We start from the raw sequence: 13,945 nt of genomic DNA, 5'->3' as shown, positions 1-13,945 counted from the left end.
ATCATGGCTAACCCGACGCCCGATGTGCTCGATGCGCTGCTCGAGCACCTGCTGGAAACCCAGTACGGCCAGCTGCCGACGGCCACGATCCAGCGCGTGAACCAGCGCCTGCTGGATTCGGTGGGCGTTGGGCTGGCAGGGCACCGCGCCGACGACATTGCCGGACTCATCGAAGCGGCGCAGGCCTGGGGCCACGGCGATGAAGCAACCGTGCTGGGTACCGGAATCAAGCTTCCGGCCACCTCCGCGGCCTTCGTCAACGCGGCCCTGATCCGCTCCTTCGACTTCGAGCCGGTGGAAGCCGAAGGCCCGGCCGGCAAGCAGGTCGCCGCCCACATCTCCGGAACCACCGTGGCCGTCGTGCTGGCCCTGGCCGAAGCCACCGGCGCCACCGGAGAAGAAGCACTGGCCGCGCTGGCGCTGGGCGATGACCTGGCAGCCCGCCTGGCCATCGCCGGCGGCTTCGACGTGTACTCGGGGCAGGATAATACCGGCACCTTGAATGCCCTGGCCGCCGCTGGAATCGCCAGCCGGATGCTGGGCCTGGACAAGGCGCAGGCACGCCATGCCATCGGCATTGCGGTCAACCAGGCTTCGGGCAATGTGGCGGCGATCTTCGATGGGGCCAACGGCTTCAAGCTGCCCATGGCCTTCGCCGCCCGCTCCGGAATTTCCGCCGCGCAGCTGGCCAAAGCCGGCATGAAGGCGGCGGATGATCCGCTGACCGGCAAGCACGGCTACTTCCAGCTGTTCGGCATCGACGCGCAGCCGGAACTGGCGGTGGCGGATCTTGGCGTGAGCTTCCATGGGGACTGCACGATCAAGCCCTTTGCCAGTTGCCGGGCCGCGCAGCCTTCGCTGCAGGCCTGCGCGGAACTGGTGGCCGACGGCACGGTGGGCTACAAGGACATCGAATGCCTCACCGTCCACCTGAGCGAGCGGACCCTGAACGGATTCGTCGGGGCGCGCTTCGAGGCGGGGGACACCCGCACCGTGGCAGCCCTGTTCTCGGTGCACGCCACCGCGGCGATCGCCTTGATCCACGGAACGGTTCGCCCCGAGCACCTGACCGCCAGCGCGCTGGCGGACCCGGAGCTGGCGCAGATGCTCGGGCGCATCGAGCTAGCCGGCACCCTGCCTAACAGCCAGCGGCTGACGGCGGAGATCACTGCACGGCTGCGCAGCGGCGAGGTGCGCCACGTGCGCGTGGAGCACCCGGACGGAAACATCTTGCGCACACCCCTGGAGCATGACCAGGTAGTTGAGAAGTTCTCGAAGAATCTCGAGTTCTCGCATCCAGAACTGGCAGCACGCAAGGACGCGTTGCAGCACCAGCTCGAACACCTCGCCAGCGCACCGGATCTGACTGATCTGATGGCGGCGCTGGACCCCGCTAGAAACTTCACCCCGAATTACCAGGAGCAACTCCCATGAGCATCACCAACCTTGAATCGGTCACCCCAGTAGACATGAACACCTTCCGCAACGTCGTAGGCCACTTCGCCTCCGGTGTCACGGTGATCACCACGGCCGTGGACGGCCAGCTCTACGGCACCACCGCTTCGGCAGTGTCCTCCCTGTCGATGGAACCGCCAATGATGCTCGCTTGCCTGAACCGCTCCAGCTCCACCCATGACCGGGTAGTTGAAGCAGGCGTCTTCGGCATCAACATCCTGGCCGAGGACCAAGACGCGCTGGCCTTCCACTTCGGCCGCAAGGGCGAGGACAAGTTCGCCACCGTGCCGCATACCCTCTCCGCGGAGGGCATCCCGCTGATTGACGGCGCATTGGCCACGATCGTATGCCATGTGGCCGAAACCCCGACCGGCGGTACCCACACCGTTTTCCTGGGACTGGTCAGCCACGCTGAAGCCCATGACCGCGAACCGCTGGCCTACTACCGCGGAACCATGGGCCGCCTCGAGCCCACCAAGGAGTTGGCTGCCTACCAGGCCACCCGCACCTGGGTGCTGCTGCGCACCAGTCCACTGGGCGAAGACCTCGACGTGGATGCCATCGCCGCGGCTTCCCGGGCCGACGCTGATCATGTAGCCAACGCGCTGGTGAAGCTGGAAAGCGAGCACCTGGTCTTCCGCACCGAAACCGGAAAATACCAGCCAAAGCCGATTACCGCAGAACTGACCGATTCGGCCTACGACTCGCGCGCCACCATCGAGTCCGGGGTGATCGCCTCGCACCTGGGCAAGATTTCCGAAGAGACCATTTCCAGCCTGCGCGAGATCACCGCGAAGCTGGCTGACCTGCGTGAGACTTCGGAATCCGACCTGGAAGAGTTCTTGGCCCTGAATGTCGCCTACCACGATGCTCTGGTTGGCGTTGCCGGCTCCAGCCAGCTGGTGGATTCCTTCCGCCGTTTGGGAATTGGCACCGTCTGGCGCCAAGCGCTGACCGCAGAGCAGTGGTCGCGCCAGCTGGACCACCGCCACGTTGCAGAATTGACCGAAGCGCTGGCTGCCGGTGACGCGCCAGCGGCCCAGGCAGCGCTTGTCGCGCACACCGAGTTCGGCAAGGCGCTGGCTCGTGAAGCAGTGGCCCGCCATGGCGGCCAGGTTTAGGCATTGAGGCGATAGCCACTGTGGAAAGGCGGCAGGTTGGAAGATCCAGCCTGCCGCCGTGGCTTTTAAAGCGTCGAAGTGCGGGCCTATTGCGCTGTGGCCCCGACAAATAGGCGCAGCTTCCACTGGCCGCCGGTATTGGCCCACACCGTGCGGTTGGCAGTTGCCAGATGCTTTTCGACGCCTCCGGAAATCAGTCGCATTTTCATGCTGCCTTCGACGACCACCACGTTGCCCTCCTGGGTAACGGACTCGAAGTCGTGGCTGAGCGCCAAATATTCGACGGCCCCGGAACCGAGCAGTTCCAGCAATGAGTCGCGGTCATCGACACGACCGGTGGAGTGGGTGTACTGCACATCCGGCTCAAGCAGGTTCTCCAAGGTTTCGAGGTCACGGGCGAGCATGGCCGAAAGGCGCCGTTCTTCTGCGATGCGCAGTTCCGATTCAAGTGCCGCAGGGTCAATAGTCGTCAACGGTGATGGCTCCTAAGTAGCGTTTGGTTCGTAGGCAATCTACCAATAAGCAGTGGCGATGTGCGGATATTAGCGAGTGCTTTTACTGGGTGAGATGGAGTTTCAGGGTTGATCCCAGAAGTGGAAACTATCAGCCGAGGGTATGAGCCGGGCACGGGATAGTTACCTCGCATCGCTGATTCCCCGGGCCGCGGAAATTTCTACGATGGAATCATGCTCAAGAAAAAGTACCTCGCCACTGGCGCGCTCGCCCTTCCCTTCGCTCTCCTGCTCACCGGCTGCAGCGGTTCTGATCTCTTCGTCGACAAGTACGATGAATCCACCACTCGAACTGCCAAAACTTCAGAGAAGGCCGTGGCCGATGGCGTGCTGCCCGACTGGGTTCCGTCCGGCGGCACCGACGTTCAGCTGGTCCAGCGCAATACCGGCGCTGAACGCATCTTCATGCTGAACTACGACGGCAAGCTGGACAGCGAACAGTGCAAGGCGCTGGAAACCGTTGGGAATCCGACCGAAGCCGAACTGGCCAAGGCCTACGCTTCTGACCCGCGCACCAAGAACCTCGAGCCTGACGAGATCTCAGCTACCCGCACCCTGGATGCCGACTGGTGGCCAGCCGATGGCCAAAGCGAGACGACTGATCTGTGCGGGCGCTTCTGGGTCCATCAGTCAGAGGGCAAGCTCTATGCCTTTGCTCCGGACATGGTTGCCCAGGTCCAAGCCATCGAGAAGGAGCGGGCCACCAAGGAAGGCAAATAGAGGCTGGCCGCCACTAGCTGGGCTGCAGGCCGCGAACCAGGAAACTGGTTCGCGGCCTGCAGCTTGTTGCTCATGCGGATCAGAAGCGGATCACGCTGCGGGCGATGGACCCGGTTTCCTGCTTTGCATAGGCTTCGTTGATCTCGTCGAGCTGGATCTCCTGCGCCACCAGGTCATCGAGATTCAACCGGCCCTGCAGATAGAGCTCGGCGTAGTAGGGAATGTCATTGCGGACCGTGGAGGAGCCCATGTAGATGCCGTGGAGATTGCGCTGCGGGATCAGCAGGTCCAGCATGATATTCATTTCCAGCGGCTTGCCCTGGGGAATGCCGATGAAATACACGTGTCCGCCGGTTTTGGCGACTTCCAGGGCCTGGCGCTGCGTGGGGGCAATGCCGATGGCTTCGAAGGAATGGTGGACTCCGCGGCCGGTGATGGCGCGGATGGCGCTGACCACGTCTTCGGTGCCGCCGTTGATGACATGGGTGGCTCCGAATTTCTTGGCCAGCTCCAGCTTCTCTGGCTGCAGGTCAATGCCGATGATGGTCTTGGCGCCGGCCAGCTTGGCTCCCTGGATGACATTCAGGCCGATGCCGCCCAAGCCGATGACCGCGACGGTTTCCCCGGGAGAAACCTTGGCGGCGTTGAGCACCGCGCCCACGCCGGTGGCTGTCGCGCAGCCAAGCACAGCAGCCTGCGCGAATGGGATTTCCTTGGGCACCCTGACCAGCTTGTTCTGGTGCAGGACCGTGTACTCGGCGAAACCGGCCACGCCGAAGCCTTCTACGCGCTCGCCGTTGCGCGTCAAGCGTGCCGGGGTATCCGGTCCGCGCAGCGCATGCTGGGGATTCAAGCAGCGGTAGGTCGCTCCGTTGACGCATTCTTCGCAGCTCCCGCAGAAGCTGATTTCCGTGGCGATGACATGGTCTCCCACTTCGAAGTCGGTGGCTTCGGGGCCTAGCGCGATGACGGTGCCGGCCATTTCGTGGCCGACCACCATCGGCAAGGGGCGCCCGCGGTCTACGGTGGCAACTATGTGATCAGAGTGGCACAGGCCTGCGGCTTCGACCTTCACCAGAACTTCTTGCCCCCGCGGCTCGTCGACTTCGAGTTCCTCGATGCTGAAACCTTCGCCGATGGAGTTGATGACCGCTGCGCGCATTGCAGATCCTTCGTTAGATTCTTCTTCTAAAAATGCATTATTTCTAATAGTATATTTTCATTAGTGTTCTGCGTCACCCCCTTTGCGCGACTATTTTCCGGAGGAAGCATGAAAGCAGCAGTCGTTTCTGAAGTTGCCGGCTCTTTTGATGTCCTGGACATCAGCATTGACAACCCTGAAGCCCATGAAGTCCTCATTGACGTGAAGGCCAGCGGCCTGTGCCACTCGGATTTGCACGTGGCGACGTCGGACATCGGCTTCCCCATGCCAGCGGTGCTCGGCCACGAAGTCTCGGGTCTGGTCGTGGGCGTCGGTTCGGCTGTCACCTCGCTTTCGGTGGGGGACCGCGTGGTGACTTCTCCAGTGCACAGCTGCGGGGTCTGCAAGGGATGCCGCACCGGCAAACCCTACCAGTGCCGCGTGCCCTCGCACACCGACCGCACCGCGCAGCAGAATCCGCGATTGTCCCTGGGCGGGCAGCGGCTCACCCAGTTCATCGGTGTTGGCGGCTTCGCGGAACAGGTGCTGGTGCATGAGAACACCGTCGTAAGGGTTCCGGACGCTATCCCGTTCGACCGTGCGGCGCTGCTTGGCTGTGGAGTGGTCACGGGTGCTGGCGCGGCTATTAATACCGCGCGCATCCGTCCAGGCGATACCGTTGCCGTGATCGGCGCCGGTGGTGTCGGGCTGAACGTCATCCAGGGCGCGAAACTGGCTGGCGCGACCCGCATCATCGCTATCGACCTGCAGCCGGCCAAGCTGGAGCTGGCCAAGGTCTTCGGCGCCACCGACGTCATCAACGGCGGGGAGGGCGATGCGGTGGAAACCGTCAAGCGGATTGCTGGCGGGGGAGTGACGCATGCCTTCGAGGTCATCGGCCTGCAAGCCACCAGCGAGCAGGCGGTGGCCATGCTGGAAATTGGCGGCACCGCGTACCTGATTGGCGTTCACAAGCCCGGCGCGCAGATCAGCATCACCCCATTTGGAGACCTGATGGGACGCCAGAAGGGCATCCGTGGCGTGGCCATGGGGTCGAGCAATATCCAGGTGGATATCCCAATGTACGCCGAGTTGTATCTGCAGGGCCGTTTCAAGCTCGACGAACTGGTGTCAGCGCATATCAGCTTGGATGAAATCGACAAGGGATACGAGCAGCTGCGTGGCGGTGCGGTGGCCCGAAGCGTGATTACCTTCTAGATTTATCGACGCCGGTCGCTGAACGAAGCAAGGCCAGCAGTTCTATTTGAACCGCTGGCCTTGTTTCATGTTCTGGGGGTGCTGCTACTCTCCGGTCTGCGCGCGGCGCTGTATGCGCGTGGCGTACAAGACGCAGCCCAGCAACCCGATGAAGCTGAGCGCAACCGCCACGGACCCGGTGATGCCGGGCAGGTGCTGGTTCCAGGTCATGTTCAGGGTGACAAGCAGAGACACCAGAAATCCTCCGGTGAGGTAACTGATTGCCGAACTCATGGTGAACCTTCCGTGGGCAGAACGTGCTCCCGTGAGCCTAGCATCGCGCCAGTCGCTGTCCAAGGATTTGCCGGTGCTGGTTATTTGCGAGACGCGTGCTCCCAGAGCACTTCATCCACTGTTACGGGCTTGTCAATGAGCTCGAAGCGTGCCATTGCATCCAGGCCTGACTGGGAAGCCTCTGCATCGAACGCGGTGCCTGCCAAGGCGAACCGCGTTGGAGCTTTTTCCACCGGAATCTGGTTGACCTCGGCGTGTATCTTCTGCACTTCCTCGAGGTTTGCTGCATCGGAGTAGAACTCCACTGCCTCTTTCATGGCCGATACGAAGGCCTTGGCAGTATCTGGATTCGCACCGGCCCACTGGGAAGTGCTTAGCCACAAAGTGCCCGGCTGATTCCCCTGGTACTCGCGGACCGGGTTGCCCAAGGAGGGGAAGCCGGCCGCAATCATCTGGTGGTAGAAGACGTCGCTGGGGACGACCGCGTCAACGGTCCCGGTCTCCACCGCGGCCTGCATCCCGGCGTAGGGCATGCCCACTTCGCTGAACTCCTCGGCGCCCACCCCTGCGTCTTCCAGGGCTTGGAAGACCGGCAGATCGCTGCCGGTCTTCACGCCGATGACACCGATGGTCTTGCCCTTGAGATCGGCAAGCCTCGCAATCCCAGAGTCCTTGGCGACGAGCACTCCGGAGTTATCGACGTTCGGGTCGACCACGCCATTCGAAGCCAGCGCTTCGATCGGCAGGCCCTTTGACACGGAGGTGGCGACGTTGACCCAGGAACCGGTGGCGATGTCCACCTCGCCGGAGATAGCAGAAGCAATCTGGGCGGCGGGGTCTGCGCCATTGATGATTTCAACGTCCAAGCCATGGTCTTCGAAGAAGCCTTGGGATTCGGCGAGGTAAGCCGGCTCGAACTGGATGCCGGCCACCGAGACCTTCAGCGGGATCAAGCCGCCCGGTGTTTCGGCGCCTTGCCCAGCGTTGCCGCAAGAGGCCAAGGCCATGGTGGAAACGAGCAGGACCGCGGACAGGGGCAGGGCCCGGCGCGCGGAAGATGGAGTTCTCAAGATGGCCTCGTCGTGCTTGAAGGGGGTATGAAGTGGCAGGCAATCAACTGAAATCGGTGATGACCGAACGGGCAACGCCCTGCCCGGCCTTCATCGCTGCGAAGCCCTCGTTGATCTGCGAGATATGAAGTTCCCGGGCAACGAGCGCGTCGAGCTTGAGGCGCCCGGCAAGATAGTGCTCGGTGTATTTGGGGACATCACGTTGCGGGCTGGAAGAGCCCATATAGATCCCGTGCAGGCTGCGCTGCGGCCCAATGATGTCGGCCATGGCATCCAGCGGCAGTTGCGCGCCGGGCTTATGCAACCCGACCAGATAGGCATCCCCGCCTACACGGGTCATGCGCACCGCCTGCAAGCTGGTGGCCTGCAGGCCGATCATCTCGAAGGAATGATCCACCCCGCCGCCGGTGATTTCCTGGATTTTGGCGACAGCGTCTCCACTGCCGCCATTGATCGTGTGCGTTGCCCCGAATTCGCGGGCCAGTTCCAGCTTCTCATCGCTCAGATCCACTGCGATGATCTTCGAAGCGCCGGCGATCTGGGCGGCATTGATCGCGTTCAACCCGATGCCTCCAGCGCCAATGACTGCGACGGATTGCCCCTGGGCCACCTGGGCGGAGTTGAACACTGCCCCGGCACCGGTCAGCGTGGAGCAGGCCATCACCGCGGCTTGGGCGAAGGGCAACTCCTCGGGAATCCTTACTGCCTGGTTGGCATGCACCAAGGTGTACTGGGAAAATCCGCCGGTGCCGAACATCTGCATCACCGGCTGATCCTTGCAGCTGGCGCGCGGTGCTTGGCCGGCCGTGCGCAGCGTGCTGGGGCGGTTGGCGCAACGGTATTCCTGGCCCGAAAGGCACAGCGCACACTGCGCGCAGTACTGGATCAAGGCGGCCAGCACGTGGTCGCCCGCAGTGAAACCGCAGGCTTGGTTGCCGGTGCTGAGCACCACCCCGGCAACTTCATGGCCCAGCAGCAGCGGGGCAGGAAGGCCCAGATCCATGCCCGCCAGGTGGGCATCGGACTGGCACAGTCCAACTGCTTTGACTTCGATCAGCAATTCCGCGCCCAGCGGAGCATCAACGTGGATGTCCTCAATGCTGAAGCTGCCATCGCCGTGCCTTGCCAGTGCTGCCCGTGCGCTGAGTGCCATGGGGATCAATCCTTGCGCAGGCGCACGAGGATCCGTGCGCGGGCCTCGGTGAAGCGCGGGTCAGCCTTGGTGGCCAGCTGGTCGCGGGTCTCGCCGAAACCGGTGACGATCTCGTCGACTACGGTGGCCGGCTTTTCCGCGATCACGACCACCTTGTCGGCCAGGTACAGCGCTTCGTCGATGTCGTGGGTGACCAGCAGGATCGTCACACCCAGCTTGTGCTGCAAGTCCAGCACGAGGTCTTCGAGGTCGAAGCGGGTCTGCGCATCAACCGAGGCGAAGGGCTCATCCATGAGCAGCACCTTCGCGTTGTAGGCCAAGGCGCGGGCAATGGCCACGCGCTGCTGCATGCCTCCTGACATTTCCCAGGGGAACTTGCCGCCTTGGCCTTCAAGGCCCACAGCAGCCAGATGCTCATCGGCCAGCTTGTTGCGCTCGGCCTTGCTGATGCCCTTGCCCTGCAGCGGGAAGGCCACGTTTTCGCGGGTGGTCATCCACGGCATCAGCGAACGCGAGTAGTCCTGGAAGACCACGGCGAGATCGGGGTGCGGGCCGTTGATCTTCGTGCCGGAAACCTCGATGGTTCCGGCTTTTGGCTTCAGCAAGCCGGAAAGGCATCGCAGCAAGGTGGTCTTGCCGACGCCCGAAGGGCCGACTATCGAGATGAATTGGCCATACTCCACGTCCAGATCCAAATTCTCCAGGATCTTGTTTTCGGCCGGGCCGGCGCCATAGCTCATGGACATGCCGCGAACCTTCATGAGCAATGGTTTGGTTTCCATGGTCGTTTCAACGGGTGCTTGGGTGGTCATGGGATTCTCCTTGGTCAGAAGATGGAAGGTCGGACGGAAACGGAGGCTACTGGGCGCCGGAGGCGTGGTACCAGCGCAGGATCCGTTTTTCGACGAGCACGAAGAGGATCGAGATGATGTAGCCGATGACACCGACCAGCAGTGCGCCGGCCCATGTCTCCGGAACCTTGAAGGTGGCCGAGGAATTCAGGATGTAGAAGCCCAGGCCTTCAATGGAGGCGAACATTTCCGAAACCACCATCACGGTGATGCCGATCGGCAATGCGACGCGGATGCCGGCCACGATCTGCGGGGTGGCACCGGGCAGGATCACGCGGCGGAAGTGCAGGCCGCGCGGGATGCGGTAGACCTTGGAGAACTTGCGCACCGTTGGCTCGATGCCCAGGATGCCGTCGATGGTGTTCAGCAGGATCGGCCACATGCAGGCGAAGGCGATGGTGCCCATCTTCGGGCCCTGCCCCATGCCGAAGACGCCGATGATCATCGGAACCAATGCTGCCTGCGGGACAGCGCGGAAGAAGTGGATGATCGGGTCAACGATCTTCAGCAGCAACGGGACTTCGCCCAGCAGCAGTCCGCCGCAGATGCCGAAGAAGGCAGCCAGGGCCAAGCCGACAAAGAGGTTGGACAGCGAGTACCAGGCGCCGGAAATAATCACGCCGTTGCCCAGGTCGCGGACCAAGGCTTCGAGGATGGACTCCAGCGAGGGGATGAAGAAGTTCGTGGAGTTTGCCGAGCCGAACCACCAAGCCGCAACCACGGCAACGATGAGCCATGAAGAAACCAGTATCTTGCGTCCGGCGGCCGCCGAGGAACTCGGAGCCTTGGCCTTCGAAGCGCGTGATGGCACTGCGGGGGCGTTCAAAGTTGCGTTAGTCATCGTTCTGCCTCTTCCACTTCAGCAAACGGTTTTCGGCCTGTTGCAAGAGCAGGGCGATGGCCCATCCGGTCAGGCCGGCGAAGAACAGGTAGGCGAAGGCCAGATCCCAACGCTGCGCCTGCTGCATCAGCGTGATCTGGCGTCCAATGCCTGGCGCCTGGGAGATCACTTCAACGCCCACCGCCACCAGGATGGCGATGGCCGAGGAAATGCGCACACCGGTCGCGATCAGCGGCAGGGCAGAAGGCAGCAGGACCTTGGTGAAGCGCAGCATCGGCGGGATGCGGAAGACGGCGACGGTGTCGGCAACCGCGGCTTCCTGGCGGCGGGCACCGTAGATGGTCTGGATCAGCACTGGCCACAGGCAGGACAGCGCGACGACGACGATTTCCATCATGGTGTTCGAGCCGAGCAGCATGATCACGACTGGCATCAGGGCCAGTACCGGGAACGAACGGCCGAAATCGATCAGAATCGAGGTGGAGTTGTCGAGGAAGCGAACTGATCCAATGACCAGGCCCAGGACGACACCCACGACTGAAGCAATGAGCCAGCCGGTGAGGGCTGCGAGCAGGGTTTTGCCTAGCCCGCCCCAGAAGGCCGCTTGGCCCAGGGCTTCGGCGATGGCAGAGAAGATCTTTTCCACGCCGGGGAGCATGGAGGGCATGGTTCCTGAGGCGATCACCAGTTGCCAGATGCCCAGCAGGGCGGCGATGGCCACGATGCGCAGGGTCCAGAGCAGACCCGGTGAAATCGTTGACTCTTTCATGGGAATCCTTGAGTAAGCAGTTGCAAGCTAGGGGTGCTGGTGGCGCCAGCGCAGGGGATGGCGCCACCGGTTGGGCGAAGCGGAAGTGGGCTACTTGGCGTCTGCCGAAGCCCGGGTAGGGGCTTCGTCCCAGAGCACATCTTCGACGATGACCTTGTTCTCGACCAGGCCGAAGTGGACCATGGCATCGATGCCGGATTGGGCTTCAGCCACGTTGAAGGTGACGTCCGCCGGGACGAAGGTCTTGGGCGCATCGGCTACATCGATCTGGTTGGCTTCGGCGTGGACCTTGCGGACTTCCTCCAGATTGGCCGGGTCCGAGTAGAACTTCACGGCATCCTGCATAGCTGCGTCGAACTTCTTGGCGGTCTCGCCATTCTGCTCCAGCCACTGCTTCTGCACGGTCCAAACGGTTACCGGCATGCTGGACTGGAATTCCTGTACCGGGTTGGAGATGGTCTGGTAGCCCTTCTCCGACATCTGGTGGTAGAAGGAGTCGGCAGGTACTACTGCATCCACGGTGCCTTGTTCCAGGGCCGCTTCCATGCCCGCGTAGGGAACAGCAACTTCCGTGACTTCCTTTTCCTTCACGCCGGCCGCTTCCAATGCCTGGAGCACGGGGATGTCGCCACCGGACTTCACACCAACTACGCCAATGGTCTTGCCCTTCAGGTCTGCCAGTTCCTTGACCCCGGAATCCTTGGCCACCATGACGCCGGAGTTGTCGGCTTCCGGGTCGACCATGCCGTTGCCGCCAATGACCTGGATCGGAACACCTTGGGAGAAGGAGGTGGCAACGTTGATCCACGAGCCGATGGCAACGTTCACGTCACCGGAGACCACCTGGGCCAGCAGCGCGGCGGGGTCGGCGCCATTGACCAATTCAACGTCTAGGCCCTGGTCCTCGAAGTAGCCCTTCTCTTCAGCGATGCGTGCGGTTTCGAACTGGATCGGAGCAATGGCGACGCGCAGCTTCACCGGGCCGTCGGCGCTGGCCTCCTCGCTGGATCCGCACGCGGCCAGGGTGCCGATTGCGAGGGCAGAGACTGCGAGGCCGGAGAAGGCCTTCCGTGCAAAACGTCGTTTCGTGACCATGGGGATCTCCTTGAAAGCTTGGTGCCTAGGCGAAGGCTGCGAGTTGTCGACCGGGGTCGGCTCCCGGAAGAAGAAGTACATTGAGCATCAAAATGTATTCCTTGAATCACAATATATCTTTAGTATGATTGTGTGGCAAGACTCACATTCAAAATGATGCCAACGACGAAGCGCGCCGGGCAGACCAGGAGATACATTCCATGACAGCAACAGATCTTTCCGCCGTTCCGCTGGCTCAGCAGCTTCGCGCCGCTTTGGCGGCCACGCCCCTTCCGCTGGTGATCAATGGCCAGGAGGTCGCTGGCTCGGGGGAAAAGCTGCCGGTAACCGATCCCTCCACTGGCCAGCTGCTGACCGAGACGACGGCTGCCACCGCAGCGGACATCGACCGCGCAGTAGCTGCCGCCCGTGCAGCGTTCGAGTCCGGGCCCTGGGCAGAAATGACCCCGGCAGCACGCCAGCGGTCGCTGCACCGCTTCGCTGACGCATTGGAAGCGAACCTCGATGAATTGGCTACCCTGGAGTCCCTGAACTGCGGGAAGCCCTTCAACATCGCCCGCTTTGGCGAGCTGCCCGCGGGCATCGAGACCTTGCGCTACTTCGCCGGCTGGGCCACCAAGCTCAACGGCGAAACCCGCGATATTTCCCTGCCAGGAACCTGGCACGCCTATACCCAGCGCCAAGCCTTGGGCGTGGCCGCACTGATCGTGCCATGGAATGTCCCCTTCACCATTGCGCTGTCCAAGGTGGCTCCGGCGCTGGCGTCCGGCTGCACCGTCGTGCTCAAGCCCGCGGAGCTGACCCCGCTGACCGCCGTGCGCATGGCGCAGATTGCGCTTGAAGCAGGCATCCCGGCCGGTGTGCTGAACGTGGTCCAGGGCTTGGGGCCGGTGGCTGGCCAAGCGCTCGCCGACCATCCGGATGTTGACAAGCTCTCCTTCACCGGATCCACCGCGGTAGGCAAGAAGCTGCTGGCGTCGGCAGCGGGCAATCTCAAGCGGCTGAGCCTTGAGCTGGGCGGCAAATCCCCGGTGGTGATCTATCCCGACGCGGATCTGGACAAGGCCATTCCGGCCGCGGCCATGAGCATCTTCGGCAACTCCGGCCAGGTCTGCGCGGCAGGGTCGCGACTGTATGTCCACGAAGACATCGCAGACCAGGTCATCGAAGGCATCGCCGGATTCGCGAAGAACCTCAAGCTGGGCGCTGGCCTGGCAGAAGGAACCCAGCTGGGCCCGCTGATCTCCCAGGTGCAGCGCGAGCGCGTGCTGGGGTACATCGAGGCGGGCATCGCTGATGGCGCGGAACTCGTTGCCGGTGGCTTGGCCGAAGGCGGAAAAGGATTCTTCGTGCAGCCGACCGTGCTGAAAAATGTCAGTCCGGACATGTCCATCGCCAAGGATGAGATCTTCGGGCCGGTTCTCTCGGTGAGCACCTTCGGCGACGAGGATTCGCTGGCTGAGGTGCTGCGCCGGGCCAACGACACCGACTACGGCCTCAATTCGGTGATCTTCACCCAGGACATTTCCCGCGCGTTGACCTTCGCCAAGAAAATCCAGGCCGGCAACGTCAGGGTGAATACCGGTGCCGGCATGGATGCGAACATGCCGTTCGGCGGATTCAAGCAGTCGGGGTGGGGCGCGGAAAATGGCCGTGAAGGCATCGAGGCCTACACCTCGCTGAAGTCGGTCACCGTCAAGCTCGACTAGCGGCAATGTTCTAATCC

General features: G+C 62.6%; 14 protein-coding genes. 5 read left to right on the top strand and 9 right to left on the bottom strand.

The features are described from left to right. Nucleotides 1–3: 3 nt before the first annotated feature. A complete protein-coding gene (locus tag ACWICV_RS13660) occupies nucleotides 4–1,434 on the top strand; it encodes an MmgE/PrpD family protein (RefSeq protein WP_105662289.1) in 1,431 nt (476 codons plus the stop codon). After that, entirely contained in the window at nucleotides 1,431–2,576 is a 1,146-nt protein-coding gene (locus tag ACWICV_RS13655) for a flavin reductase (protein WP_454091234.1), read from the top strand. The genes ACWICV_RS13660 and ACWICV_RS13655 overlap by 4 nt, the downstream gene beginning before the upstream one ends. A gap of 86 nt (nucleotides 2,577–2,662) precedes the next feature. On the opposite strand, the gene ACWICV_RS13650 is transcribed toward ACWICV_RS13655, so the two are convergent. Continuing rightward, a complete protein-coding gene (locus ACWICV_RS13650; RefSeq protein WP_454091235.1) occupies nucleotides 2,663–3,049 on the bottom strand; it encodes a nuclear transport factor 2 family protein in 387 nt (128 codons plus the stop codon). Nucleotides 3,050–3,262: 213 nt separating this feature from the next. Between ACWICV_RS13650 and ACWICV_RS13645 the strand changes: the two genes are divergently transcribed. Continuing rightward, entirely contained in the window at nucleotides 3,263–3,808 is a 546-nt protein-coding gene (locus ACWICV_RS13645) for a hypothetical protein (RefSeq protein ID WP_454091236.1), read from the top strand. A 79-nt stretch (nucleotides 3,809–3,887) separates the two neighbouring features. On the opposite strand, the gene ACWICV_RS13640 is transcribed toward ACWICV_RS13645, so the two are convergent. Continuing rightward, on the bottom strand, nucleotides 3,888–4,970 hold the full coding sequence (locus ACWICV_RS13640) for a zinc-binding dehydrogenase (RefSeq protein WP_105656456.1): 1,083 nt from the start codon (nucleotides 4,968–4,970) through the stop codon (nucleotides 3,888–3,890). A 108-nt stretch (nucleotides 4,971–5,078) separates the two neighbouring features. Between ACWICV_RS13640 and ACWICV_RS13635 the strand changes: the two genes are divergently transcribed. Continuing rightward, nucleotides 5,079–6,167, top strand: coding sequence for an alcohol dehydrogenase catalytic domain-containing protein (locus ACWICV_RS13635; protein ID WP_105656455.1), 1,089 nt, complete (start codon nucleotides 5,079–5,081; stop codon nucleotides 6,165–6,167). An 84-nt stretch (nucleotides 6,168–6,251) separates the two neighbouring features. On the opposite strand, the gene ACWICV_RS13630 is transcribed toward ACWICV_RS13635, so the two are convergent. The 7 genes from ACWICV_RS13630 to ACWICV_RS13600 all read right to left on the bottom strand — a co-directional run bounded on the left by ACWICV_RS13630 (nucleotide 6,252) and on the right by ACWICV_RS13600 (nucleotide 12,219). Then, entirely contained in the window at nucleotides 6,252–6,401 is a 150-nt protein-coding gene (locus tag ACWICV_RS13630; RefSeq protein ID WP_166650762.1) for a hypothetical protein, read from the bottom strand. 119 nt (nucleotides 6,402–6,520) lie between these two features. Continuing rightward, nucleotides 6,521–7,510, bottom strand: coding sequence for an ABC transporter substrate-binding protein (locus tag ACWICV_RS13625; protein WP_105656453.1), 990 nt, complete (start codon nucleotides 7,508–7,510; stop codon nucleotides 6,521–6,523). Between the two features lie 43 nt (nucleotides 7,511–7,553). Then, complete coding sequence (locus ACWICV_RS13620) at nucleotides 7,554–8,663, bottom strand: zinc-binding dehydrogenase (protein WP_402471748.1); 1,110 nt, start codon at nucleotides 8,661–8,663, stop codon at nucleotides 7,554–7,556. Between the two features lie 5 nt (nucleotides 8,664–8,668). After that, nucleotides 8,669–9,475, bottom strand: coding sequence for an ABC transporter ATP-binding protein (locus ACWICV_RS13615; protein ID WP_454091237.1), 807 nt, complete (start codon nucleotides 9,473–9,475; stop codon nucleotides 8,669–8,671). A gap of 46 nt (nucleotides 9,476–9,521) precedes the next feature. Continuing rightward, nucleotides 9,522–10,355 (bottom strand): ABC transporter permease, encoded by an 834-nt coding sequence (locus ACWICV_RS13610; protein ID WP_105656450.1) that lies wholly within the window; start codon nucleotides 10,353–10,355, stop codon nucleotides 9,522–9,524. Then, complete coding sequence (locus tag ACWICV_RS13605; RefSeq protein ID WP_332486489.1) at nucleotides 10,348–11,124, bottom strand: ABC transporter permease; 777 nt, start codon at nucleotides 11,122–11,124, stop codon at nucleotides 10,348–10,350. The genes ACWICV_RS13610 and ACWICV_RS13605 overlap by 8 nt, the downstream gene beginning before the upstream one ends. Before the next feature lie 90 nt (nucleotides 11,125–11,214). Next, the gene (locus tag ACWICV_RS13600; RefSeq protein ID WP_332595029.1) at nucleotides 11,215–12,219 is read right to left on the bottom strand and encodes an ABC transporter substrate-binding protein; all 1,005 of its coding nucleotides are present in this window, start codon (nucleotides 12,217–12,219) and stop codon (nucleotides 11,215–11,217) included. A 200-nt stretch (nucleotides 12,220–12,419) separates the two neighbouring features. Here ACWICV_RS13600 and ACWICV_RS13595 point away from each other — a divergent pair, with 200 nt between their 5' ends. After that, nucleotides 12,420–13,928: an aldehyde dehydrogenase family protein gene (locus ACWICV_RS13595; protein ID WP_454091238.1), complete on the top strand. Its 1,509-nt coding sequence runs from the start codon at nucleotides 12,420–12,422 to the stop codon at nucleotides 13,926–13,928. Nucleotides 13,929–13,945: the final 17 nt, after the last annotated feature.

It is taken from the genome of Glutamicibacter sp. NPDC055354, assembly GCF_053644955.1.
The sequence above is the reverse complement of the archived record's forward strand: the minus strand, read 5'-3'. Positions and strand labels throughout refer to the sequence as shown.

Excerpts from the sequence above, each read along its gene's own strand:
- ACWICV_RS13660 (WP_105662289.1), top strand. The coding sequence starts at position 4 with ATGGCTAACCCGACGCCCGATGTGCTCGATGCGCTGCTCGAGCACCTG.
- ACWICV_RS13655 (WP_454091234.1), top strand. The coding sequence starts at position 1,431 with ATGAGCATCACCAACCTTGAATCGGTCACCCCAGTAGACATGAACACC.
- ACWICV_RS13645 (WP_454091236.1), top strand. The coding sequence starts at position 3,263 with ATGCTCAAGAAAAAGTACCTCGCCACTGGCGCGCTCGCCCTTCCCTTC.
- ACWICV_RS13640 (WP_105656456.1), bottom strand. The coding sequence starts at position 4,970 with ATGCGCGCAGCGGTCATCAACTCCATCGGCGAAGGTTTCAGCATCGAG.
- ACWICV_RS13635 (WP_105656455.1), top strand. The coding sequence starts at position 5,079 with ATGAAAGCAGCAGTCGTTTCTGAAGTTGCCGGCTCTTTTGATGTCCTG.
- ACWICV_RS13620 (WP_402471748.1), bottom strand. The coding sequence starts at position 8,663 with ATGGCACTCAGCGCACGGGCAGCACTGGCAAGGCACGGCGATGGCAGC.
- ACWICV_RS13615 (WP_454091237.1), bottom strand. The coding sequence starts at position 9,475 with ATGACCACCCAAGCACCCGTTGAAACGACCATGGAAACCAAACCATTG.
- ACWICV_RS13610 (WP_105656450.1), bottom strand. The coding sequence starts at position 10,355 with ATGACTAACGCAACTTTGAACGCCCCCGCAGTGCCATCACGCGCTTCG.
- ACWICV_RS13605 (WP_332486489.1), bottom strand. The coding sequence starts at position 11,124 with ATGAAAGAGTCAACGATTTCACCGGGTCTGCTCTGGACCCTGCGCATC.
- ACWICV_RS13600 (WP_332595029.1), bottom strand. The coding sequence starts at position 12,219 with ATGGTCACGAAACGACGTTTTGCACGGAAGGCCTTCTCCGGCCTCGCA.
- ACWICV_RS13595 (WP_454091238.1), top strand. The coding sequence starts at position 12,420 with ATGACAGCAACAGATCTTTCCGCCGTTCCGCTGGCTCAGCAGCTTCGC.